Here is a 24,246-nt window from a genome sequence, read left to right as displayed (position 1 = left end):
AGATCCGTCGCCATGAGCCTCAGGCCTACCCTTGATTTCCTGCTCTACCAGTGGCTGGATGCCGAGTCGCTGAACCGGCGCGAACGCTTTGCCGACCATTCGCGCGAGACCTTTGATGCGGTGTTTGACACCTGCGAGCGCATTGCCCGCGAAAAATATGCACCGTTCAATCGCACCGTCGATACCCAGGAGCCGCGCTTCGATGGCGAAAAAGTCATCCTCCCGCAGGTCACGCACGATGCCCAGAAGGCCTATGCGGCCTCGGGCATGCTCAGCGCCGCGCAGGACTATGACGTTGGGGGCATGCAGTTGCCCTACACCGTGGAAGCGGCTGCCAATGCTTTTTTTGCCATGGCCTCGGTCAGCATCGGCTCGGGCATGCTAACCACAGGCAATGCCAATTTGCTGATGGTGCACGGCACCGACGCGCAAAAGGACGTGTTTGCCAAAAATGAGTTTTCGGGGCGCTTCTCGGGCACCATGTGCCTGTCGGAGCCGCAGGCCGGTTCGTCCCTCAGTGACGTGGTCACGCGTGCCGTGCCGGATGGCGAGGGCTTTGAAGCCGACCCGCTCGGCCCGCGCTATCGCCTCAAGGGTAACAAGATGTGGATTTCGGCCGGCGAGCATGAGCTGACTGAAAACATCATTCATCTGGTGCTGGCCAAGATACCCGGGCCTGACGGAAAGCTGATCCCGGGCACGCGCGGCATTTCGCTGTTCATCGTGCCCAAGTGGCTGGTGAACGTGGAGAGCCCTCCCCCCGGCCCTCTCCCGGGGGGAGAGGGTGAGAAGGGCAGCGTGAAGGTCACGCTGGGTCCCAGGAACGACGTGGCGTTGGCGGGCCTGAACCACAAGCTCGGCTGGCGCGGCACGATCAACACCCTGCTCAATTTCGGTGAAGGCAAGTACCCGGTGAACGGCGAGGCGGGGGCCATCGGCTACTTGGTCGGCAAGCCGCATGAAGGGCTGCGCTGCATGTTCCACATGATGAACGAGGCGCGCATCGGGGTGGGCACCGCGGCGACCATGCTGGGCATGGCCGGCTACTACGCCAGCCTGGACTATGCCAAAAACCGGCCGCAGGGCCGGCCCGTCGGCCCCGGCGGCAAGGATGCCGCCCAGCCGCAAATCCGTATCATCGAGCATGCCGACGTCAAGCGCATGCTGCTGGCGCAAAAGGCCTACTGCGAAGGCGCGTTGGCACTGGAGCTGTATTGCGCCCGTCTGGTCGACGAACACCATACCGGCGAGCCCCAGGCCGCCGACGACGCGCGCCTGTTGCTGGAAGTGCTGACGCCCATTGCCAAAAGCTGGCCCAGCGAATGGTGCCTGGAGGCCAACTCGCTGGCCATCCAGGTGCACGGCGGCTACGGCTATACGCGTGACTTTCCGGTGGAGCAGTACTGGCGCGACAACCGCCTGAACATGATTCACGAAGGCACCCACGGTATCCAGGCCATGGATTTGCTGGGGCGCAAGGTGCTGATGGAGGGAGGCAGGGGCCTGCAGTTGCTGGGGGAGCGCATCAATGCCACAGTGGAAAAAGCCATGCGGGTGCCGGAGTTGGCCAGCTATGCCCAGGCGCTGGGCACGGCCCTGCAGCAGGTGGAGAGCGCCACCCGGGCCGCCTGGGCCAGCGGCAAGGCTGGCGAGGCCCTCGCCAATGCGGTACCCTATATGCAGGGCTTTGGCCATACTGTGCTGGCTTGGGTCTGGCTCGACGTGGCGCTGGCGGCCTTGGCCGCCGATTCTGCAAAATCGCTAGCTGCCACTGTGGGCAGATTGGCGGCCACCCGTTATTTTTATCATTACGAGTTACCCAAAATAGAAGCCTGGCTCCGGGTGGCTGAAACGCGCGACCTGACCTGTGCCGACATGCCTGAGGAGGCGTTTTAATGGCTTTTTTCAAACCGTCGTCCGCAACCGCTTCCAGCAAATCCGTGGCGCGCCTGCAGGGCCTGATCTGGGTCCTGATTTATGGCGGCCTGCTGACGCTCGTCCTGGGCCTGTCGGTGGAGCGTACGGATGAGGCGCTGGGCTGGTCGCTGGTGGTCGGTGGCGGGCTGGTGGCCGCGGTGGGTTTTATCCTGATTTATGTCCGCTCCCGAATCAAGGTGCGGCCATGATCAGGCACATCGTGATGTGGAAACTCAAGGACGCCGCGGATGCCCCGGATTTCAAGGCGCGCCTGGACACCTGTCGCCAGCTGGTGCCGGGAATGCACGCCTTTGAAGTCGCCATCAGGACACCCGGACTGGAAGCCAACTGCGATGTTGTGCTTTACTCAGAGTTTGAAAACAGCGCAGCATTGGCTGCCTACCAAGATCACCCTCATCACCAGCTGATCAGTAGCGGCCTGGGCGCCTTGCGCGACACCCGAACCGTGCTTGATTACGAAGTTCAACCATCCAAGGAGACGACCCATGACTGCCAGCAAGCCCCGTTCCATTCAACAGCTGTTTGACCTCACAGGCAAAACCGCACTGGTCACCGGCGGGTCGCGCGGCCTGGGTCTGCAACTGGCCCAGGCGTTGGGTGAGGCCGGTGCCAAAGTTATTTTGAGTTCGCGCAAAGCCGAAGACCTGATCGAGTCCGCCGCCGAGCTGAAAGCCGCCGGCATTGACGTCGACTGGATTGCCGCCGACTGCTCGAAGGAAGAAGACATTCGCGCACTGGCGGATGAGGCCATCAAGCGACTCGGACACGTGGACATCCTGGTCAACAACGCCGGTGCGGCCTGGGGCGCACCCGCCGAAGACCATCCGGTGGAGGCCTGGGACAAGGTGATGAACCTCAACATCCGCGGTTACTTCATCCTCTCGCAGCACATCGCCAAGCACAGCATGATCGCGCGCAAGTCTGGCCGCATCATCAATGTGGCGTCCATCGCAGGCCTGGGTGGCAACCCGCCCGAGATGACCACCGTCGCCTACAACACCTCCAAAGGTGCTGTCATCAACTTCACCCGCGCCCTCGGTTGCGAATGGGGCAAGTACAACATCACCGTCAACGCGATTTGCCCGGGGTTTTTTCCCAGCAAGATGACGGTTGGAACGCTCAAGGCGCTGGGCGAAGAAAAACTCGCCGCTCACGCGCCATTGGGCCGCCTGGGCGATGATGAAGACCTCAAGGGCCTGTGCGTGCTTTACGCGTCAGACGCGGGCAAGCACATCACTGGCCAGTGGCTGGCGGTGGACGGTGGTGTTTCGGTAGTCACAGGCGGCTAGAGGTATGGCCCCCACGCTCGTCGCTTCGCGTACTTCGCTGCCCCCCGAGGGGGCGCATTTTTCCTTGGGGCGGCCCGGCGGAAAAATCGTGGCCATCGCGCTTGTCGCTCCGGGTACTGCACTGCGAGGATTTTTTCAATGAATTTTGGCGCTGAAATCCCTTTCGTTCACCACCTTGGCTTCACGCTGGAGCTGTTTGAAGGCGGTGAATCGGTCCTTGGCTACACGCCGCGGCCCGAACACCTGAACTCGTTTTCCGTCACGCACGGCGGTGCGGTGATGACGCTGATGGACGTGACCATGGCGACGGCCGCGCGCAGTGTGCAAAAAGACATGGGCGTGGTCACCATCGAAATGAAGACCAGCTTCATGCGGCCCGCACCGGGCGACGGCAGCAAGCTCACGGGCAAGGGCCGGCTCATGCACCGCACCGCCACGATGGCGTTCACCGAAGCCACGCTGTACGACGACCAGGGCCGTGCTTGCGCACATGCCACCGGTACCTTCAAATACGTCAAGCGCCTGCCGACGGGGCCTGGAGCCGTGAACGGGCTCAATCCGCCTGTCAGTCCCATCTCGACGGATTAAACCTTTTGAGCATCAAATCTGCCTTAAGTACCTGAGGAATATCCGTTATCGGCTGTCAGCTATTAAACCAATAGCATTGATGGAAATTCCAACATTTTTTGCAGGAGACTGCCATGCCCCTTAATCAACAAATCCTGCTCGACAACCGTCCCATCGGCGAGGCGGTTGCCAGCAATTTCAAACTGGTCAGCAGCGAAACACCAGCCTTGAAAGACGGGCAGGTGCTGGTGCGCCATCATTTTTTGAGTCTGGACCCGTACATGCGTGGCCGCATGAATGACACCAGGAACTACGCCGCCGCCCAGCCACTGGGGCAAGTCATGATTGGCGGCACTGCCGGCGAGGTCATGGAAAGCCGCTCGCCGAAGTTTCAACCGGGCGACAAGGTCGTCGGCATGGGCGGCTGGCAGCAGTACAGCGTGGTCGATGCCGAGCAGCCTGGGGCGCTGCGCAAGGTGGACACCACGCAGGTGCCGCTCTCGCATTACCTCGGCGCGGTGGGTATGCCGGGCGTCACGGCCTACTACGGGTTGGTGAAAATCATCGAGCCCAAGGCAGGCCAAACCGTTGCAGTCAGTGCTGCGACGGGGGCCGTGGGCAGCGCTTTTGCCGCGCTGGCCAAAGCACGCGGGTGCCGCACGGTAGGCATTGCCGGCGGCCCCGACAAGTGCCAGTACGCTGTCAACGAACTTGGTTTCGATGCCTGCATTGACTACAAGCTGTACAAAGATGCCGCATCGCTTTCAGCCGCTTTGAAAGAGGCCTGCCCCAACGGCATTGACGGCTACTTTGAAAATGTGGGCGGTATGGTGCTCAATGCCGTGCTGCCGCTGATGAACGACTTTGGCCGCATTGCCGTGTGCGGCATGATCGCGGGCTACGACGGAGAGCCGACGCCCATCACGCATCCGGCGCTGATCTTGCGGAGCCGCCTGAAGGTTCAGGGTTTTATCGTCAGCGAACACATGGAGGTCTGGCCCGAAGCCCTGAAAGAACTCGGCACGCTGGTGGCTACCGGCAAGCTGAGGCCGCGTGAAACCATTGCGCAAGGCCTGCAAGCCGCACCAGAGGCCTTCCTCGGTCTGCTCAAGGGCAGAAACTTCGGCAAACAGCTGGTCAAGCTCATTTAGCCTGTAGCCATCAGGCCAGGAGTCGTGCCATGGACATCACCCATGAAGTCTTCAACCAGCCGGAGCCGCTGGCGGACTACAACCTGTTCGACACCAACCGCCCCCTGCGCGACGCGCTGAAGTTCAACGCACCGGCACTGGACACCACCGAGCTGGCAGCCCTGGGCGCCATGCTGGGCAGTACCGGGATGCAAACCCACGCGCGCTTGGCCAATATTCATGCCCCGGAGCTGCACAGCCACGACCGCTTTGGCCGACGGCTGGACCAGGTGGAGTTTCATCCGAGCTATCACGAGTTGATGAAACTCGCGATCGGTGCCGGCTTGCATGGCACCCCTTGGGCCAGCCCTCACCCTGGCCCTCTCCCAGAGGGAGAGGGAACCGGACACCCTGCGCCAAAGGGGAAGCGAGTCAGACACCCTCTCCCTCTGGGAGAGGGCAGGGGTGAGGGCCTGTCCCCGCATGTGCTGCGCGCCGCTGGCTTCATGCTCTTTACGGAGCTCGAACCATCGGTGCTGTGCCCGATCTCCATGACCTATGCGGTCACGCCGGCGCTGCGCAGCAATGCGGCCATCTATGCCGACTGGGCTCCCGGGCTCACCGGTCGCGCCTATGACTCTGAACTCAAGCCATGGCAGGGCAAGGCCGGCCTCACCATGGGCATGGGCATGACCGAAAAGCAGGGCGGCTCGGATGTGCGGGCCAACACCACCCGGGCCGAGCCCGCGGGCAGTGACGGCTGGGGAGCGCGTTACACCCTCACGGGCCACAAGTGGTTTTTCTCGGCACCCATGTGCGACGCCTTTCTGGTGCTGGCCCAAACCACCAGCGGCTTGAGCTGCTTTTTCCTGCCGCGCATTCTTCCCGATGGCAGCCTGAACGCCATCCGCATCCAGCGCCTCAAGGACAAGCTGGGCAACAAGGCCAATGCCAGTTCAGAAGTAGAGTTCGAGGGTGCCCAGGCCTGGCTGGTGGGTGAAGAAGGCCGCGGCATTCCGCAAATTCTGGAGATGGGCACCATGACCCGGCTGGACTGCGCCCTGGGCACCAGCGGCCTGATGCGCCAGGCCCTGAGCCTCGCGCTCAACCACACGTCGCAGCGCAAGGCCTTCGGCAAATTGCTGATAGACCAGCCGCTGATGCGCAATGTGCTGGCCGACCTGGCGCTCGAATCGGAAGCCGCCACGGCGCTGGCCCTTCGCCTGGCCCGTGCGTTCGACAGGGCTGCCGACGCGCATGAAGCGGTGATGGCGCGCCTGCTCACCCCGATCGCCAAGTTCTGGATCTGCAAGCGCGGCAGCCACTTTGCGCAGGAAGCCATGGAATGCCTGGGCGGCAACGGTTATGTGGAGGAGGGCGGTGTTGGCGTCATGGCCCGCATCTACCGCGAAATGCCGCTGAACTCCATCTGGGAAGGCGCCGGCAACATCATGGCGCTGGACTTGCTGCGCGCCCTGCGCAAGGCCGATGCTGTGGCGGCACTGGAGCATGAGCTTTCTGCCGCCAGGGGCGCACATCCGGCGCTGGACCGGCTCGCCGCAGCCTTGCCCACGCGGGTGGAGCAGATGGCCACGGAACTGGAGGCGCGCCGGCTGGCGCAAGATGTTGCGCTGGCAGTGCAGGCTGCGCTACTGTTGCAGACAGCACCGGCGCCGGTGTTCAGCGCATTTTGTGACTCGCGCATTTCCGGCAACTGGGGCCAGACCTTCGGCACGCTGGCTGCAGGCACTGATTTCGACACCATCATCGCCCGGGCCATGCCCCGGTAAACACGCAGACCTTCAGGAGACATCCATGCAAGAGCTGATTCTTCATCACTACCCGACTTCGCCTTTCGCCGAGAAAATCCGGTTGATCCTGGGCTATAAAAACCTGCCCTGGAGGTCCGTCATCATCCCGATGATCATGCCCAAACCCGATGTGCTGGCACTGACGGGCGGCTACCGCAAGACCCCGGTGCTGCAGATAGGCGCAGACATTTACTGCGACTCCGCGCTGATCTGCGATGTGCTGGAGCATCTGCGGCCCATGCCCGAGCTCTATCCGGAGCCGAGCAAGGGTCTGGCGCGCATCCTCGCGCACTGGGGCGACCACACGCTGTTCTGGACGTCGATGGCATTCAGCACGCAGCCCAAGGGCATGGCTCAGATGTTTGGCAACGCCGGGCCCGACGCGGCCCGTGCCTTTGGCGAAGACCGCAAGGCCATGAGCGCGGGCATGCCGCGCCTGCGCCCGGCCGACGCGGCTGCGGCTTACAGGTCCTACCTGCGCCGGATATCCGACATGCTCGATGACCTGCCTTTTCTGCTGGGGGAGGTGCCCTGCATCGCCGACTTTGCGATGTACCACCCGCTGTGGTTCACACGCGTGCGCACGTCCGTGCTGGCTGACATCCTGAACGCCACGCCCGCCGTGCTGGAGTGGATGGACCGCGTCGCCGCCATTGGCCACGGCAGCATGGAGAAATTCAGCTCCACCGGGGCCATTGCCGTGGCCGCCGCCTCCACGCCGGCGCCGCTGCATGACGATATTTTTCAGGATGAGCACGGCATCCCCCTGGGCAGCCGGGTGCTGGTCAGCGGCGAGAGCTTTGGCCCCGAGCCCACCGAGGGCGAGCTGATCGCCGCCACCCGCATGCACTACACCCTGCGCCGCACCGACGAGCGGGCCGGCACGGTTCATGTGCACTTCCCGCGCATCGGCTATTCACTGAAGGCGGCCACACCCGCATGAGCGAGATCACCTGGCGATTTGTTCCCTTTGACGCGCTGACAAGCCGGGAGCTGTACGAGGTGCTGCAGCTGCGCAGTGCGGTTTTTGTGGTTGAACAGGCCTGCGTCTTTCAGGACATGGACGGTGCGGACGTCCAGGCCATGCACCTGCTGGGCACGGTGTCCGGCCAACTGGCGGCGTACGCCCGCTGCTTTGCAGCCGGCGTGAAATTTGCGGAGGCCAGCATAGGCCGCGTGGTCACGCAGGGCTCGCAGCGAGGCAGCGGCGCGGGACATGCGCTGATGCGCCAGGCCATCACGAGTGTGACGCAGCACTGGGGCCCACAACCCATCCGGATCGGCGCCCAGGCACGGCTGGAGCAGTTTTACCGGCAGCATGGCTTTGTGAAAACGGGCGCGCCCTACAGCGAAGACGGCATTCCCCACATCGAAATGCTGCGCCCGGCCTAAGGTCAATGCTGTTCAGTCAAGTTATTCACCCTGAATCGGAATGTCGGAATGAGCAAAACCTTGACCTGTCATTGCGGGCCTGACCCGCAATCCATGGATCCCGGATCAAGTCCGGGACGACGCACCAAGGGCAAGGGCTTGACTGAACCGTATTGGGCCTAATGTTGATTTTTAAATTTCAGGTATCAAGGAGCGATGGATGATCACGGACTTCAAAGGAAAAACTGCGGTGCTGACCGGCGCGGGGTCAGGTTTCGGCCTGGAGTGCGCGCGCATAGGGGCCAAGCTGGGCATGAACCTGGTGCTGGTCGATGTGCAGCAGGATGCACTGGATCAGGCAAGCGCCGAGATCAGGGCCACCGGGGCCCAGGTGCTGCCCTTCAGGCTGGACGTTGCCAGTGCCGAACAGATGGAGGCCATGGGCAAGGCGGTGTTTGAGCGTTTTGGCGCACCGCATTTTGTATTCAACAACGCCGGCGTCGGCTCCGGCGGACTGATCTGGGAGAACAGCGTCAAGGACTGGGAGTGGGTGCTGGGCGTCAATGTGATGGGTGTGGTGCACGGCGTGCGTATCTTCACGCCCATGATGCTGGAGGCTGCGGCCAAAGATCCCGCCTGGCAGGGTCACATCGTCAACACCGCCAGCATGGCCGGGCTGCTGAACCCGCCCAATATGGGCGTGTACAACGTGAGCAAACATGCCGTGGTGTCCCTGAGCGAAACGCTGTATCAGGATTTGTCGCTGGTGACCGACCAGATCGGTGCATCGGTGCTGTGCCCGTTTTTTGTAGCCACCGGCATCGGCATGAGCCACCGCAACCGCCCGGCTGAGCTGGCAACCGACAAACCGACCAAAAGCCAGCTCATCCAGCAGGCCATGACCGGCAAGGCCGTGGGTTCTGGCAAGGTTACCGCCGCCCACGTTGCGCAACTGGTGTTTGACGCCATCGCAGCCAACCAGTTTTACATCTACAGCCATCCCAAGGCCATTCATTCCGTGCAGACCCGGCTCGAGGATGTACTGCAGGCCCGCAACCCGACCGACCCGTTTGCCGACAAACCTGAAATTGGACAGCAGCTCAAGCAGGCGTTGCGAGCGGCTTGAGTCGCGGATATGCGTGGATATGAGGCTGGCAACACACATATACTTTTTCCTGGCTGTGCGTTCGGGCGCATTCGGATGCGATCGGGTGCAGGGGCTTCCATCATCTGATTCATGAGCACCGAAGGCTTCGCGCTGTTTGACACTCCCCTTGGCCACTGCGGCATTGCCTGGGGCGACCGTGGGCTGGTGGGCGTGCTATTGCCCGAGCACAGCCTGGCGCAGACTCGCGCTCGCATGAAGCGCTTGTATCCGCAGATGCATGAAATGCCTCCTGTGCCCGAAGCCCAGGCCGCGATCACCCGCATAACGGCCCTCCTGAACGGCGAGCGGGACGACCTGAGCGACATCGCGCTGGACATGAGCGAAGTGCCGCCATTTCATCAGCGGGTGTACGAGGTCGCTCGCGCCATTCCGCCGGGCCGCACGCTCACCTATGGTGAAGTAGCCGCCCGGATCGGTGAGCCGGGCGCTGCCCGCGCTGTGGGGCAGGCCTTGGGTCACAACCCCTTCGCGCCCGTCGTGCCCTGCCACCGTGTGCTGGCCGTGGGCGCCCGCTCGGGAGGCTTCTCGGCCGGCGGCGGCGTGGCAACCAAGCTGCGCATGCTGCAGATTGAGGGCGCGCAGATTGGCGACGCGCCTGGCTTGTTTGACGGTGACGGGCCGCTCCAGCAAGTGCGCAATTCGCCAGACACTCTTGCCGACAAGCCCCGGATGGGCCAACAACGCAAATAGGCACTGCGCACCGCCTGCCTCGAAAACACGGTGGTATCGAGATGGGTACAGAATGCGATTACGGGCGGACACCGCAGCCCTGCGCTATCCTCGCGTTTGTTGCTCTTTATTTTCAATTCTCTGCTGCGGCTCATTCCATACTGCTATGACATTCAAAATTTTCCCCACCGCGCTCATTGCGGCATGCCTGTTATTTTCGGGCTGCAATGACGCTCCGAACGCAGCCTCTGGCACAACTGCGGCCACGCGAGTCTCCCTAGACGCGATTGCCGCAGAGGCCAAGGGCTTTACCGTCGGCTCAACCCTCAGCGCGCGCACCGTGTATGTTTTCTTTGACGCCCAGTGCCCGCATTGCGCCGCCTTGTGGAACGCTGCCAAACCACTGAAGTCAGAGGCCAAATTTGTCTGGATACCGGTGGGTATCCTGAATTCGTCCAGCACCTTGCAAGGTGCCACCCTGCTGGCAGCCGCCGACCCTATTGCCGCAATGGACGAACACGAAACCTCGCTTCTCGCCAAGCGGGGTGGTATCAATGCTGGCAGCGACATTGATACGCAAAAGGCTGCGGTGGCAAAGAACACCGCATTGATGAAACGTTTCGGCTTTGGTTCCATCCCGACCATCGTCGGCACGCATGCGCAGACCGGTGCCCTCGTTACGCAGGAAGGCGCCTTGCGCACCCCGGCCCTCGCGGCATTGCTCGGCCTCAAGGATCCCGGCGGACAGCCTGCCGCGCCTGCACAGTAAACGCCTGCGGGCGATTAGTCTTCCGCGGGTACTCAATGGTTGCTGATTTCGCCTTCCCCATTTGACGCCAAACGCGACTGGCTGGCCCATTCCTCAATCAGGGCCATGTGCGCGACGGCGTCTTTTCCCAGTACCAGTCGCACATCGGTATTGCCCGACAGCTTATTGACTGGCACCACCACCGCATGGCCCCGCAGGGCAAGTTTCAGGCTTTCTGCGGCCTGTTCGTAGCCAGCCCGGTACTGTATTTTCGTGTCCTGCTGCTTGAAAGGGCGGTCATTGGTCAGCCGGCTCACGGCAATGCCGTACCTGCCAAGCACACCCTTGATTCGTTTGGCCATGCCGGTGATGCCGTTGCCGTTGGAAACTTCCACTCTGGACATTTTGGTGGCGGCGACAGAAGGGGGGGAAGTTGTAGCACGTGCAGCAGCAAGCGCAGGAACGGGAACAAGGGTTGCCGCTCCCACAACTGCTTTCTCGGGTTGCCTGTCAGCAATGATGGGGGCAATAGCAGCAACAGCAGCAACAGCGGCAACAGCAGGTTTGGGCCTGAGTTCAAACACATTAGGCACGACCTGCACCACCTCCATGCGGGCTTGCGGCACCGAGGGCGAAATCGCAACCGCAAGTTCCTGCGTTCGTGGTGCAGGCGCGGGCGACACAGCCAGTTCGGCAGGGCGCTGCACCGCGACTGTGGGCACAGATACGGGTATGGGAGCGGGTACGGGGGCGGGTGTACTGACTGCCGTTGCCGTTGCCGTCATCTCATCCTTGCGATTTTCAGTGATGGTTGCCGTGGCTTGTCCTGGCAGGACGCCTTGTGTGTCCATCGTCGCTGGCGCAGGTGCCCGCGCAACGGCAGGACGCTCACCAAGTTTTGCGAGTTCCACCTTTGCCGCCTGGAGATTGTTGCGGGTCCGCTGGTTTTCCGAATCCAGCACCAGCGCACGCTGTAGCGTAGCCACGGCGGCATCGTAATTGCCCTGCAGATAGTGAACAAAGCCAAGGTTGTTGTACGGATGCGCAACCGCCGGGTACTCGGCGACAAGCTGAAGCAGTAGCACCTTGGCGTCTTCAAGCCTGCCCTGCTGGGCGTGAATGGCGGCGAGCGCATTGCGCGCTTCCAGTTGCCGGCCATCCAGTTCTACCGAATAAGCATAGGCGGCGCGCGCAAGATCGACATTGCCGCGCTCCTGGTGGTATTTGCCGAGCTGGTAATAGGTCGCAGCCGTCTGGTCGGCCGAATGGCGCACCCGCAACACGGGCTGCATGGCGAGTTCCTTCTGCGTAGGGGGCGCCACGCAGGCCTGCAACAGGCCGGCACCCAAGGCAATCACGATCGGGCGGAGTGTGAACATGATGTAGCTCCTTCTAAAATCTTCTCAATTGCCGCCGGCCATGGTGGGCAGCAGTACGCGGTAAATCTGGATGAATGCCGGCCCCATCAGCACGACCAGCAGGGATGGGAAAATGAAAAATATCAACGGAAACAGCAGCTTCAGCGCAATTTTTGCGGCCTGTTCTTCAGCGCGCTGGCGGCGCTTGGTGCGCAACTGGTCTGACTGCACCCGCAGCGAGTCGGCAATGCTGGTGCCGAAACGCTCCGACTGGATCAGCATGGCGACCAGGGCGTCGACATCATCGACGCCGGTACGAAGCGCGAGGTTGCGCAGGGCCTTTTCCTTGGAGCTGCCTGCACGCAGTTCGAGTGTGACCAGTTGGAGTTCTTCACTCAACACGGCGCTTTTCAGGCCAATCTCGGATGCAACGCGGGCGAGCGCCGCGTCCATGGCAAGCCCAGCCTCCACACAGACGGTCATCAAATCCAGGGCATCTGGAAAGCTCTCGAATATCTCCCGCTGGCGGCGCGAAATCAGGTTCTTCAGTAAAACGTTGGGCAGGTAGTACCCGAAAGCTGCCGCACTGAGCAGCCAGAACAGCAGCGTGTTGGTGCCGTACTTTGCACCACCCGTACTCAGGATAAAAAACGCCATCAGCGGCAGGCCGGCGGCCAGTGTCGTTTTGGCGGCAAAGTAGATGGCCGGAGCAGAAGGCTGGCGAAAACCCGCATTCATGAAACGCGTACGCAGCGCTGACATTTCCCAGCCATCGCTGGGCAAGGAAAGCTTGGCCAGCGGCCCGCTCAATTTGATGATGCGTGCCACCCATGGGTTGGGTTCGTCGTTGGCAATCGGGGTCGAACGGCCAACGGCGACATCCAGGCGGTCCTGCACAGGGTTGGCTGCAAACAGGCGCAGCGCCAGCATGACGACACCGAAAACAGCCACAAAAATCAGCCCCAGAAACGCAAGTTGAAGAGTGGTCATGGCGCTTTGGCTCCTGAAAGATCTGGTTTGTTCACATCACACCCGGATTCGAATGATCTTGCGCATGACCAGGATGCCGAGCGCCATCATGACGATGGCGGCGGCGAGCATCTTGCGGCCTGCGGGGTCGGTATACAGCACCTCAAGAAACTTGGGGTTCGTCAGCTGGATCATGAATGCCGCTCCGAACGGCAGCAGAGACAGCACCCAGGCTGACATCTTGCCCTCGGCAGACAGCACCCGTACCTGCCCCATCAGCTTGATCCGGTCCCGGATGATGGCGCTGATACTCGTTAACAATTCTGAAAGATTGCCGCCCGTTTCCCGCTGGATCAGCACGGCAATCACAAAGTAGCGCAGATCGGTGCTGGGTACCCGCGTGGCCATGTTCATCAGGGCATCCGGCATGGCAATGCCAAAGTTCACCTCGTCAAAAGCGATGCGAAATTCTCCGGCCAAGGGGTCGTTCATCTCGTCGCCCACCATCTTCAGCGCCGTCGGAAAGGCGTGGCCGGCGCGCAAGGCGCGGCCCATCAAGTCCAGCGCATCAGGCAGTTGGTGCTCGATGCGATCCAGACGCTTGCGCTTGGCTCTCGTGACATAAAGAAATGGGAGCAGGGCAGCAGCGCCCGCCAGCGCCAGCCGCAGCAGCAAGGGCACGGCAAGGTAACTGCCTGCAAAGAAAACAACCAGGAAGGCAATCAATGCCATTCCGAGGAATTCGCCCACACTCCAGGACAGCCCTGACTGCTGGAGCAGGCGGTCCAGCGTGCCAACGCGCGGAACCCCCAGCAAAATGCGCTGCATGACTGGCGTTTCGCTCAGCAGTCGTTCCTTGGTAATGGAAATACTTTGCGCATCACCGTGTCCGCCCGCCGACATGACGCGCAGGCGACGCGCCACACGCTCGGCTTCAGGCCCCTTGGTAGAGTTCCAGCTGAGGTACAGGCCCTCAACCAGAAGGACCACCGCAATGAAAATCAGCGTGGCAAAAAGGTAGTAGAGATAGTCCATGGTCGTTCAGTGGTGCTGCCTCAGTGATACTGCTCAGTGATACTGCCGTGTGGGGTCAAACAGTTTGTCTGAAACGCTGATACCAAACGCCTGCAGCCTCTCCAGAAATCGCGGGCGAACACCGGTGGCACAGAAATACCCGAGAACTGCGCCGTTTTCGCCCAGTCCTGTCTGTTTGAAGGTAAAAATTTCCTGCATGGTGATCACTTCGCCTTCCATGCCGGTGATCTCCTGGACGGAAACTATCTTGCGCTTGCCATCGGTCAGCCGCGCCACCTGCACCACCACGCTGATCGCCGAGCTGATCTGCTGGCGCATGGCCTTGGTGGGCAAGGTCGCCACGGCCATACTGACCATGTTCTCCAGCCGGGTGAGCGCATCGCGCGAGGTGTTGGCGTGTATGGTGGCCATCGATCCCTCATGACCGGTGTTCATGGCCTGCAGCATGTCTAGCGCCTCGCCGCCGCGCACCTCGCCCAGAATGATGCGGTCTGGTCGCATGCGCAGCGCGTTGCGCACCAGCGCCCGCTGGGTCACCTCGCCCTTGCCCTCGATATTCGGCGGGCGTGTCTCCAGGCGCACGATGTGCGGCTGCTGAAGTTGCAGCTCGGCCGCATCCTCCACGGTCACGATGCGTTCGGCCTCGCTGATGAAGCCCGAGATCACATTGAGCATGGTGGTCTTGCCGCTGCCTGTGCCGCCAGAGATCAGGATGTTGACCTTGGCCTTGCCCAGCCCCCGCAGAATTTCCGCCATTTCAGCGGTCAGGCTCTTGAATTCGACCAGATCGGCCAGGCGCAGCGGTTGGGCGGCAAACCGGCGAATCGACATGATGGGGCCATCAATGGCGAGCGGCGGAATGATGGCATTGACACGCGAGCCGTCGGGCAGTCGCGCGTCCACCATGGGGCTGGACTCATCAATGCGCCGGCCAACACGCGAGACAATCTTGTCAATGATCTTCATCAGGTGCGCGTCATTGGAGAACGTCACATCGGTCAGCTCCAGCTTGCCCCTGCGCTCCACGTACACCTGCTTGTAGGTGTTGACGAGTATGTCGGACACGGTTGGGTCGGCCAGCAGCGTCTCCAGCGGACCAAACCCGAGCATCTCGTTCTGGATATCGCGCGTCAGGTTCTTTCGCTCGGTCTCGTTGATGACGACGACTTCTTCCTCGAGCAGGCGTTCGACGAGCATCCGCAGCTCTTCCCGAATCTGCACCTGCGAAAGGCGCTGCATGCTTTCCAGGTCAACCCGGTCCAGCAGGGTTTGGTGGATGTGGTGCTTCAGCTCCTGATAGGCGCGGTTGTCGATGCCGCCTGGGCGCGAGCTGGAAATTTGCGCGGTACCCTTCATGGCGCCGTTGACATTGCCGCTGCCGCCCCCGGTGCCCAGGCGTTCCCTGATTGAGATGTTTTCTGCATTCATGGCGATATCTCCGTTGGCTAACTCATCCTGAATAATCCTGAACGTTCAGTACATCAGGCACGCTGGAAAACCCGCGAAAACCAACCCTGGGACGCCTGGTTTTCGTCTCCTACCAGCGACCTGGCGAATTCCTGCAGGGCCTTTGAAACAGGGCTGTTTTTCGCGAGCTTCAATATCGGCACACCCTGGTTGACTGAAGCCGCTGCGGCTTCATAGTGGTTGGGTATGCTTCTGTAGACTTCCATGCCGTAGGCAGCCTCCAGGTCCTGCCGCCTGATTTCCCCGTTTTTCTCGTGCCGGTTCACGATCAGGTGAATTTTGTCCTTGCGGTAGTCCAGCGAACGAAAAACATTGAGGAGCCGTTTGCCATCCCGGATGAAGGGCAGGGTGGTCTGCAGGATCGGGAAAATCATGTCCGCCTGGTCCAGCGCGCGTATGCTCACCGCGTCCAGGCTGCGGCCCATGTCCAGCAAAATGAAGTCGTAATGGCGCCGAGCGAGCTTGAGAATCAGGTCGATATGCTCGGGCTTCACGTAGCTCGCATGCGTCGGGTCTTCAGGGGCCGCCAGCACACCATAGTTTGGTTCGATGCTGAGCATGCTCGATGCAAAAAACGAAGGGTCGAGCCGATGTATTTGCTGGCAGACTTCCGAAAGGGTGACTTGCGGTTTTTGGTCAGATACAAACAGCGACGCATCGCCAAACTGCAGGTTCAGGTCAATGAGCGCAACCCGCTTTTTTTCCTGCACCGCCAGGGCGTACCCGAGGTTGGTGGCCAGGAAGGTGGCACCGCTGCCGCCCTTGCAGGAAACGAAGGCCAGCACCTGTCCGTTGGCCTGAGCGCTGCTTTCGAGCTTTTGTTCAACGCGCTCAATAGCCGGCACCAGTTCGCTGGCGTCCACGGGCGAAGGCAAGACCTCGCGCACCCCGGCGCGCATGGCCTGAATGAGGAATTCTGGTGTTTTCTGCTGGCAAAGCAGAATGAATGCCATGCGCGGATACAGGTGGCTCAGGCGCTCAAGCCGCTCCAGGTCGCCACCTTCCACCGACGGTTGGTCGAGCACCAGTACGTCCGGTGACGATAGATCGGCGATTCCGGCCAGCTTTTCCAGTGCGCCGTAAACGACATCCACGCCGTCCGAGGGACTACGCTCTCGGAGCAGCCTGGCTATCTCTGCAAGATGCCTGTCGTTCCCTGATACAACTGCGATTTTCAATTCAGGTCCTTGGCCGTGTGGGCGGGTTGTAGCGCGTATCTATCAATTACCATTAAATCCCATGCTTTCCGCATGCATGGTGACAACAGAGGTGGGCAACCCGATGTTCAGAAAACTGAACAGGCTGACCATTGGGCTGTAGGTCACGTTCTCTATCGAGACGCGCACGCTGTAGATGCAGCTGATAGGTGCTCGGTCGGCATCGCCACATGCGGAGATGTTGTCGCCGGGACTCAGCGGTGGAGGATTGACCGCTGCGCCACTCTTGGTCAGGTAGCTGATGCTGATATTGCCTGACGTCACTTCGGCGCCTGCAGGAAGCGATGTGCCGCCGAACAAGGCGAGCGATTTGACCGCGCTCTCCTGATTGGTCCAGCGCACCACGGCTTCACGTGCGGCGCGCCGGGTCACTTCCTGCATGGTGTTGTAAACGTAAAGCATCCGCCCGAACTCGAGGATGGCAAACAAGATGGTGAAAAAGAGCAGGGAGATGATGGCAAATTCAACAGCGGCAACACCTCCTTGTCGCTTGAAAGGTGATCGATGCGCTGATGGGTGTTTCGGTGGAGGTGAGGTTCGCATTTTCATCTCCTCATTGCATGTAGCGCATGGTGGTGTGCGGCGAGAGGTTTGCCGTGTACGAAGAACTTCCGCCGAGCAGAAAAGGAATGAACTGACCGATGGTCATGGAGTAACCCACGATCCGAACCCGCACCCCACCCGGGGCGGTGCCATCGGTGCATGTGGCGTCGGCGAAAGTCGCATCGAGGCAAGTGACCTCAACGTTTCCATTCGCGAAATCGGGCACGCCCGCGCTTGTCACGGCGTTGACCACTAGCGTTTTTGTTAATGCTATACCGCCAGTATCTGCTGTGTTGAGGGTTGCCTTGTCCGTGACCGACATCAGGCGTGCCCCATCCCGCGTGGCCTTGGTCAGCGCATCGTAGTACCAGAAAGCGCGGCCAAATTCGAAAATTCCGGCCAGTAAGCTGATGAGCAAGGCAAGGATCAGGGCGAATTCCACCGCCGCACCGCCACACTGGCTCGGTACGTGTCTTACTAGCAAAGCGGATGACTTATTCATCTCCTTAGTCACTTATAGAGCATGATCACGGATGTTGGAACCGGACTGACCAGTCCGGCAAATTCCACGCTCAATTGTCTGGTTGGACCACCGCTGAAGTCGGCCTTGACCTGCATGAAGAATTTGCCGACGCCGACTGCTGTCATTTCACCGCAAGCCGCGGGACCAACGGGAGCCACGGTGCAATCGACCAGAACGATATTGAGAATGCGGCGATTGCGCACGCCTGATGCGCCACCCGACATGAAGTAAGGCCCGCTTGTTTGGTTGTAGGGGGCAGCGGGCGTGCCAGCAGGAAAGCCGGTACCCGCAGTGGCGGGATAACGATCGACGTTCGTCGGATCAGTAGGATTATCAATAGTATTAAAGTAGGGGACGGCGGGGGTAGCCGTGCTGTACATCGGATTCAGATTTGCCTGCTCGGGTGTGATGGCGGCCCCGACCTTTGAGGTAGGGGTGGCGTCGAACTGGTAGGGGGGGGCGTAAGACCATAGCACACCATAATCAGGGAACTGGGCAAATGTCGAGCTTGGGGCTGGCACCGACGGGGTTGATGATGATGGCAGTTTGTAGTTTGGCTTTGGCCCGGCCAACGCCACGAACTCCCTGTTAGGAAAAGTGTCAGCCCCCTTTTCCATCCATTTCACTGGCGGAGGGGTAGAAGCACCCGGATTGACACATGCCTGGTCGGCTGGACCCTTGCACGGGTATTCCCTGATGTTCGTATCGGGCGGGGCGGATGCTGCTATGCACTTGCCGGACGTTAGAGCTTTAGGGTCACCGAAACGAGAATTCAGAGAATCTGCCAAAGGAGCAGTCAAGCCGGTGTTGGTATACACCTTGCCTGAGCCGGCGGAGACGATGGCGCTGGTCCCCGAGCACAGGAAAGGTGCCGTGAAATTGGCGCTGGAATTCGCGGGATTACATGCACTGGGTGGAGAGTCGACCGGGTTGAGTAAATACGGATCGAAGGGACCGTCGGCCAGCGGATTCAAACCGAAAAGGTTGTAGGTTACGCCGCGCCGAAATCCAAATTCGACAAGTTCAGTTAATTCTGTGCCATCGGGTTGCGTATAACTGTATTTTGCCGTTTTGGTGGCCGGATCGACGGCACACACGCCAATCGGAGTAACGTTGTTGACAAAACGACCGGCGACGGCAAGGCCAAATGTGCTCACCGTGTCGACGCCCGCGACGCGCATCAGATAAGTGCCAAGCACCTTGAGCCCGGTATCCACCTTGATGAAGGTCATGCCTTGCGGAGCGGCCCGCGCCGTGGCAACGCTGGACCAGGGGCCGTCCGGGCTGGGGCCAAACTCAATGTTCGCCAAGGCCAGTGTCACGTCGGTAGAAAAGTTATATTTGTTCTTTGCCGATATCGTTTGTGCCGTGGCGACCGCAGCGTCTATGCCGGGGGTGGTTTCGTTGAGGTCCTTCGCACCCGCCAGCGCTGCAGCATCCGCGGCATTTTGCAATTCCGCCTTGGCAATATAAAGGTGGCCAAGGTCAAGAACAACGCCGCCCATCGCAAACAGGACGACAACGGTCAGGCCGAAGATGATGGCAACGGCGCCCCGTTCACTTTTTCGATATCCCGATGTCGTTTTCATTGTCCTCACCTCTTCGACGGGGTTTAATGCAACGCACTATTGCCCTATTGCCCTATGTTGATGCTCAAAGGGGTTAGCGGTGCAGGCGCTTTATATGACTTCTGGTATTCGTCATAACCGCTCTTGGCTGCCTTGCCATCAATCCCTTTCACGGGATCAGTATTGCGTGAAGCTTCGGGGTTAAGTATTTGCTGCGCTTTGAGCAGGGAGACAGACTTGCCAAAATCATGGTCCAGGTTCGGCGTTGTCGACACGCAGCCCGATGCTGCGAGCAATAGTCCACACAGCCCGCACAAGGTGGTGGCGGTAGAGAGGTGAGTGCGTTTCATGATGGCCCTCCTTTATTTCACTTCAAAGCCGGTTGCGGGACCAGCCGGCTTATTGCCTTCTGGCGGAGCGGCACCTTCCATTTTTCCGCCGAGGAAGAACTCGGAGCGGCTGGGCTGGATGTAGGGGTCGGTCGGCAGTTTGTAATCTGCCGGCAGCGGCTTGACCAGGTGCGGGGTCACAATAAACACCAGTTCTGACCTGTCGGTCTGGAAGTCGCTGCTGCGAAACAGCGCACCAAGCACGGGTACTTCGCCGAGCAGCGGGAAGGCGTTGATGTTGGCTGTGACGTTGTTCTTGATCAGGCCGCCGATGGCGAAGCTCTGGCCGTCAAAAAGCTGAACGGTGGTGCTTGCGCGGCGTGTGGTGAATGAAGGCAAAATTGCCGTGGTGCTCGAACCGGTGGCCGAAATGCCTACGCCCTGGCGGTTCAAATCCGACACTTCGGGCGCGACTTTGAGGTTGATCCGGCCGCCTTCCAGGACGGTGGGCAGGAACTTCACCGAAACGCCGAATTCTTTCTCTTCCAGCGCGATTTCACCGTTGTTTCCTGACTTGACGGGTATGAAGATTTTCCCGCCAGCCAGAAAGCTGGCTTCCTGTCCGCTGATGGCCATGATCGTGGGTTCAGCCAATATCTTGAGCAGGCCATCGCCTTTTTGTGCATCAATGGTCAAAAAATTCCCGCTGTTCTTGACAGCTCCGATACTGCTGGCGGCGCCGGTGAGCAGGTTGGACAGCAAGGTGTAGGTCCAGCTTCCGGTTGTTTTGCGGCCGCCGATGCTGGCTCCCAATTGGTCTGCCAGCGTCTTGGAGACCTCGGCAACTTGCACTTCCAGCATGACCTGCTGCGGCGCAGCGATGGAGAGCATGTTGACGACCTTGGCACTGTCGGACTGCTGGCCACCCGCCGAGCCGCCCGATGCGCCGCCAGCCTGCCCACTGCGCGAGCTGCGCTGCACGTAGGCATTGGCGACCGAAAGGATCTGATCAGCCTTGACCACATCGGAAACCATGCCGGAGAGGATCAGGGTGTCGGCGGCCGTTGTGATCTTGAGATCTTTTTCGCTGGCGAACATCTGCTCGAGCCGCGAGCGCAGCGCCACGGTGTCCATGCCGACCGCAATGTCGATGATGGTCGCGTCGTTGGCCTTGTTCCAGAGGATGAGGTTGGTGGAGCCAACAGATTTGCCGAGCATGTACAGCTCGCTGGGGTTGAGCAGAATCACATCGACGATTCGCGCGTCACCCACGGAAAGCCGTGTTGCCGGGGAGGGCAGGCGCATCAGGGTGGATTTTCCCTCCGATAGGTTGATTTGGGGTGCCAATTCGACCTTGCCGGTGATCGGGGCTCGCGCTTGAGTGACCACGGCCTTGGGCTGGGCGGTTGCGGCTTGTTTACCTGGCCCGGAAGTGGCTGTCGGTGGATTTTTCGCTGCGAGATTGCCTGCCTCGATAGCGACCTGCCCATGCGCCAGCGTTGACGCAGCCATCACGCCTGCTACAGCAAGCGCCACGCCCAACAAAGTCGGTCTTGCCCCGGTGGAATATGTTTTCATCAAATACCTCCTTCGGTTTCTTAAAATTGTTGGGTGCTGCGCTCCAGCCCCTTGATCACTTCAACGCGGTCTGGGGTGGCGGGTGCAGGCCTGACCACCCGCTTGGGCGCGGGCTTTACTGCGGCCTTCGGCGCGGATGCAGGCCGGGCTTCGGGCGCGGGGGCCTTGACATCAAGCAATGTTGTCTTGGTCGCGCCTTTTGTATTCACCGGGTTTGGATCGACCTGGTTCCTCAGAACCAGCGAGAGGGTGCCAACGCTGCGCGCCAAATCAAGTTTTTCTGCCTGGTCGGGTGTCAATTCGAGGGTGACGGCATTGACAACCTTGGGCTTGGTTTCGTCGCGACTTGATTCCTGGGCAATGGCCAGCACCAGAATGCGCTCCAACACGATCTTCGAAATGGTCTGGTCCTTGCCCGCGCCGCCTTTTCCTGGTTCATCCTGGGTATTGACCAGGATGTCCACAAAGTTGCCCGGCAGGGCAAACCCGGCTACGCCCACCACATCATTGACGCGCACCGTCATGGCACGTTTGCCCTCTGCGACCACGGCAGAAAGGCCACCCTGGGTGCCGGGCGGCGCAAGCTTGCCTTCCATGACGGGTTCGCCGCGCTGGATGCTGGTGCGCGTCACGCGCGTTTCGAGCTGCTTGGCATCGGTGATGGCGCCGGGCGGCATGGCACTCGCCGGCCAATCGACCATGCGAACCATTTCCGGGCTCAGCCTGGCGCCGAGGCTGATGTCAACCGCTGCCACCGCAACCTTGCTGGTGTCTGCAGAGGCCTGGGCACTGATCCAGCGGGCAGCCACGATGACTGCTCCAAATGCGAGGACGACCGCCACGGCGATCATCACCAATGCACGTGTGTTTCTCATTTTTCACCCCCTCTGTTTAGTCCAACATAGTCCAACATGGTCCACCACCTATTCATCATCTATTCATCACTGCTGTTGATGATTCCGGCATGAGTTTTTTTCCGACCGCTAGCATCACGAACCCACAAAGTAGTTATTCCAGGCCCAGTCCAACACCCTGGCGTCCAGATTAGGCGCCTTTCCGTCATAGCGGGCAAGATCGCGAACCTGCGCGAGGATGTCACGCGGATAGCAGGCCAGCAGCGGACGCATTTCCTTGTAATGAAGCTCATTCAGCAGGTAATGGAAGGCCTCTGCTGTATAGGGCACCTGGAATTCCTCACACACCTGGCGGAATATTTGTTCATATTGCTGCTCTGTCAGCGATCCGACATGGATCTTGTAGCCCAGCCGCCGCAGGAATGCGCCATCTGCCAGCTGCTCGGGCGGCATGTTCGAAGAGAACACCACAATCACATCGAAGGGCACCTGAAACTTGTAGCCGGTATGCAGCGAGAGGTAGTCCACTCGTCGATCCATCGGAACAATCCAGCGATTCATCAACTCGGTCGCGGAACAACGCTGGCGACCCAGGTCATCAATAATGAAGATGCCGTTGTTGGCCTTGAGATGAGGCGGTGCATGGTAAAAACGCGTGCCCTGGTCAAACTGCAGATCCAGCATGTCCAGCATCAGCTCACCGCCCGTGACCACCGCTGGTCGCATGGACCGTACCCAACGGGTGTCGAGCGGCGTGCGCTTGTCGAATGACGTTGACTTTTCTGACGCATCATTAACAGGTTTGTGCACAATCGGGTCGTAGATCTGCACGACTTCGCCATCGACCAAAATGGCATAAGGCACCGAAATGTTGCCCTTCAAAAGGCCGGTCATGCGCTCGGCCAGATAGGTCTTTCCGGCGCCGGCAGGACCATGAATAAAAATAGCCCGCCCGGAGTTGACGGCGGCACCCAGTTGCTCCAGCAAAATCGGGCTCACCACAACACCGGTGAAGTCATTGGCCATGTCTTCTCGGGTGATACACATCTGCGCAACGCTTTGGGCCATGATCTGCGCGTTGTATGCGGCCAGGGTAACGGGAGCGGGCCCGGCATAGGCGTTGCGGGCCAAAAATTCCGCAGCCCTGGCGCGACCCAGGTCGGTCAGGTTGTAGGTGAGGTCCGCATCGGTGCCGCTGTCGCCCCGGCGCGTGACTTCACACAGCTTTTCGGCACGCAGGAAGGTGATCAGCGGATCCAGCACGCTGACGGAGAGCTTCAGGTGGGCAGAAAGCTCGACCAGGTGTACCTGCCCGCGCACAAAAAGCATTTTGGCGACAAGTTCAACCAGAAACAAAAAAGGCAGGCCGGTTTCTTCTGGTGTGCGCGGTGCGCGGGGTAGCGGGGCGACGGCTGGGTCGAGGCTAATCACCGTGTGTTCTGTATTGGCTTCGGCAATCATTTTTTAATCTCCTATGGTCTGGTCTGGTCTGGTTTGCTGTTTTGGCGGCCATTCAAGCAAACACCGCACGACCACTACCCACTAAAAGAAGATGACCCAAGGTGCCTACAGCAATCGCCACCGCATAGGGCAGGTTGCCTGCTGAGGTCGACGGCTGCTCTAACTGCATCCCACCACCGGACAAGCCTTTGTACAGCGCCAGCGTCAGTGCGAACCGAATATTTTTCAGGGTATTTTTTAAAATGCCACACCGCAGCGCCACGGCAATGGCAAGCGCCCCGCCGACGACGAGCGTTGTCAGCACCGCACCCAGGGCTGAGACCGGCCCGAGAAAGGCACCGACCATGGCCATGAGTTTCACGTCACCCGCGCCCATGGCGCGCAACAGATACAGGGGCAGAAACACCCCGAATCCGACCAGCAGCCCCAAGCCCCAGGCCTTGAAGCCGCCGATGCCGCTGAAAATAATTTGGAGGGCCAAGCTCGTGATCAACCCCATGAGCACAAGCCAGTTAGGAATACGCCGTGACTTGAGGTCGAACCCAGCCGCAACAGCGACCAATACCAGCAATACGGCGGCTATGACGTGGATTTGAATTCCACCAAAGTGTAGTAATCCGTCGTGGGTCATGATCGTCTTTCTTATTTGGATG

General features: G+C 60.3%; 25 protein-coding genes. 12 read left to right on the top strand and 13 right to left on the bottom strand.

Features of this window, described 5'->3' with window-relative positions; all coding sequences use genetic code 11:
• Positions 1-12: 12 nt before the first annotated feature.
• The 12 genes from BPRO_RS12760 to BPRO_RS12705 all read left to right on the top strand — a co-directional run bounded on the left by BPRO_RS12760 (position 13) and on the right by BPRO_RS12705 (position 10,712).
• The gene (locus BPRO_RS12760) at positions 13-1,896 is read left to right on the top strand and encodes an acyl-CoA dehydrogenase (RefSeq protein WP_011483484.1); all 1,884 of its coding nucleotides are present in this window, start codon (positions 13-15) and stop codon (positions 1,894-1,896) included.
• Positions 1,896-2,126 (top strand): hypothetical protein, encoded by a 231-nt coding sequence (locus BPRO_RS12755; RefSeq protein WP_011483483.1) that lies wholly within the window; start codon positions 1,896-1,898, stop codon positions 2,124-2,126. Before BPRO_RS12760 ends, BPRO_RS12755 begins: the two co-directional genes overlap by 1 nt.
• A 14-nt stretch (positions 2,127-2,140) precedes the next feature.
• Positions 2,141-2,464 (top strand): Dabb family protein, encoded by a 324-nt coding sequence (locus BPRO_RS12750; protein WP_369794572.1) that lies wholly within the window; start codon positions 2,141-2,143, stop codon positions 2,462-2,464.
• Complete coding sequence (locus tag BPRO_RS12745; RefSeq protein WP_011483481.1) at positions 2,424-3,227, top strand: SDR family oxidoreductase; 804 nt, start codon at positions 2,424-2,426, stop codon at positions 3,225-3,227. The genes BPRO_RS12750 and BPRO_RS12745 overlap by 41 nt, the downstream gene beginning before the upstream one ends.
• 138 nt (positions 3,228-3,365) lie before the next feature.
• The gene (locus BPRO_RS12740) at positions 3,366-3,815 is read left to right on the top strand and encodes a PaaI family thioesterase (protein ID WP_011483480.1); all 450 of its coding nucleotides are present in this window, start codon (positions 3,366-3,368) and stop codon (positions 3,813-3,815) included.
• A gap of 113 nt (positions 3,816-3,928) precedes the next feature.
• On the top strand, positions 3,929-4,945 hold the full coding sequence (locus tag BPRO_RS12735) for an NADP-dependent oxidoreductase (protein ID WP_011483479.1): 1,017 nt from the start codon (positions 3,929-3,931) through the stop codon (positions 4,943-4,945).
• A 29-nt stretch (positions 4,946-4,974) separates the two neighbouring features.
• Positions 4,975-6,714: an acyl-CoA dehydrogenase family protein gene (locus BPRO_RS12730; protein ID WP_011483478.1), complete on the top strand. Its 1,740-nt coding sequence runs from the start codon at positions 4,975-4,977 to the stop codon at positions 6,712-6,714.
• A gap of 25 nt (positions 6,715-6,739) precedes the next feature.
• Entirely contained in the window at positions 6,740-7,678 is a 939-nt protein-coding gene (locus tag BPRO_RS12725; protein WP_011483477.1) for a glutathione S-transferase family protein, read from the top strand.
• Positions 7,675-8,127, top strand: coding sequence for a GNAT family N-acetyltransferase (locus tag BPRO_RS12720; protein WP_011483476.1), 453 nt, complete (start codon positions 7,675-7,677; stop codon positions 8,125-8,127). The genes BPRO_RS12725 and BPRO_RS12720 overlap by 4 nt, the downstream gene beginning before the upstream one ends.
• A gap of 199 nt (positions 8,128-8,326) precedes the next feature.
• A complete protein-coding gene (locus BPRO_RS12715) occupies positions 8,327-9,232 on the top strand; it encodes an SDR family oxidoreductase (RefSeq protein ID WP_011483475.1) in 906 nt (301 codons plus the stop codon).
• A 111-nt stretch (positions 9,233-9,343) separates the two neighbouring features.
• Entirely contained in the window at positions 9,344-9,964 is a 621-nt protein-coding gene (locus BPRO_RS12710) for a methylated-DNA--[protein]-cysteine S-methyltransferase (RefSeq protein WP_011483474.1), read from the top strand.
• A gap of 145 nt (positions 9,965-10,109) precedes the next feature.
• A complete protein-coding gene (locus BPRO_RS12705) occupies positions 10,110-10,712 on the top strand; it encodes a DsbC family protein (RefSeq protein ID WP_041388807.1) in 603 nt (200 codons plus the stop codon).
• Positions 10,713-10,744: 32 nt separating this feature from the next.
• Here BPRO_RS12705 and BPRO_RS12700 read toward each other — a convergent pair whose 3' ends face one another.
• The 13 genes from BPRO_RS12700 to BPRO_RS12645 form a co-directional block, all read right to left on the bottom strand.
• Positions 10,745-12,070, bottom strand: coding sequence for a LytR C-terminal domain-containing protein (locus BPRO_RS12700; protein WP_011483472.1), 1,326 nt, complete (start codon positions 12,068-12,070; stop codon positions 10,745-10,747).
• A 24-nt stretch (positions 12,071-12,094) separates the two neighbouring features.
• The gene (locus tag BPRO_RS12695) at positions 12,095-13,039 is read right to left on the bottom strand and encodes a type II secretion system F family protein (RefSeq protein WP_011483471.1); all 945 of its coding nucleotides are present in this window, start codon (positions 13,037-13,039) and stop codon (positions 12,095-12,097) included.
• A 36-nt stretch (positions 13,040-13,075) separates the two neighbouring features.
• Positions 13,076-14,053, bottom strand: a complete 978-nt coding sequence (locus BPRO_RS12690) for a type II secretion system F family protein (protein WP_011483470.1) — start codon at positions 14,051-14,053, stop codon at positions 13,076-13,078.
• Positions 14,054-14,086: 33 nt separating this feature from the next.
• On the bottom strand, positions 14,087-15,481 hold the full coding sequence (locus tag BPRO_RS12685) for a CpaF family protein (protein ID WP_011483469.1): 1,395 nt from the start codon (positions 15,479-15,481) through the stop codon (positions 14,087-14,089).
• A gap of 53 nt (positions 15,482-15,534) precedes the next feature.
• Positions 15,535-16,614 (bottom strand): AAA family ATPase, encoded by a 1,080-nt coding sequence (locus tag BPRO_RS12680; RefSeq protein ID WP_232291401.1) that lies wholly within the window; start codon positions 16,612-16,614, stop codon positions 15,535-15,537.
• Positions 16,615-16,740: 126 nt separating this feature from the next.
• Entirely contained in the window at positions 16,741-17,280 is a 540-nt protein-coding gene (locus BPRO_RS12675; protein ID WP_011483467.1) for a TadE/TadG family type IV pilus assembly protein, read from the bottom strand.
• A 10-nt stretch (positions 17,281-17,290) separates the two neighbouring features.
• Positions 17,291-17,722: a TadE/TadG family type IV pilus assembly protein gene (locus BPRO_RS12670; protein WP_232291400.1), complete on the bottom strand. Its 432-nt coding sequence runs from the start codon at positions 17,720-17,722 to the stop codon at positions 17,291-17,293.
• A 68-nt stretch (positions 17,723-17,790) separates the two neighbouring features.
• Positions 17,791-19,392, bottom strand: a complete 1,602-nt coding sequence (locus tag BPRO_RS12665; RefSeq protein ID WP_011483465.1) for a pilus assembly protein TadG-related protein — start codon at positions 19,390-19,392, stop codon at positions 17,791-17,793.
• A 44-nt stretch (positions 19,393-19,436) separates the two neighbouring features.
• On the bottom strand, positions 19,437-19,721 hold the full coding sequence (locus tag BPRO_RS28615) for a hypothetical protein (protein ID WP_011483464.1): 285 nt from the start codon (positions 19,719-19,721) through the stop codon (positions 19,437-19,439).
• A gap of 12 nt (positions 19,722-19,733) precedes the next feature.
• A complete protein-coding gene (locus tag BPRO_RS12660; RefSeq protein ID WP_011483463.1) occupies positions 19,734-21,278 on the bottom strand; it encodes a type II and III secretion system protein family protein in 1,545 nt (514 codons plus the stop codon).
• 20 nt (positions 21,279-21,298) lie between these two features.
• Complete coding sequence (gene cpaB / locus BPRO_RS12655; protein WP_011483462.1) at positions 21,299-22,153, bottom strand: Flp pilus assembly protein CpaB; 855 nt, start codon at positions 22,151-22,153, stop codon at positions 21,299-21,301.
• 114 nt (positions 22,154-22,267) lie between these two features.
• Entirely contained in the window at positions 22,268-23,593 is a 1,326-nt protein-coding gene (locus BPRO_RS12650; RefSeq protein WP_011483461.1) for an ATPase, read from the bottom strand.
• A 52-nt stretch (positions 23,594-23,645) separates the two neighbouring features.
• Entirely contained in the window at positions 23,646-24,224 is a 579-nt protein-coding gene (locus tag BPRO_RS12645) for an A24 family peptidase (RefSeq protein ID WP_011483460.1), read from the bottom strand.
• Between the last annotated feature and the right edge of the window lie 22 nt (positions 24,225-24,246).

This window comes from Polaromonas sp. JS666 (assembly GCF_000013865.1).
Classification (GTDB): Bacteria; Pseudomonadota; Gammaproteobacteria; order Burkholderiales; family Burkholderiaceae_C; genus Polaromonas.
The sequence above is the reverse complement of the archived record's forward strand: the minus strand, read 5'-3'. Positions and strand labels throughout refer to the sequence as shown.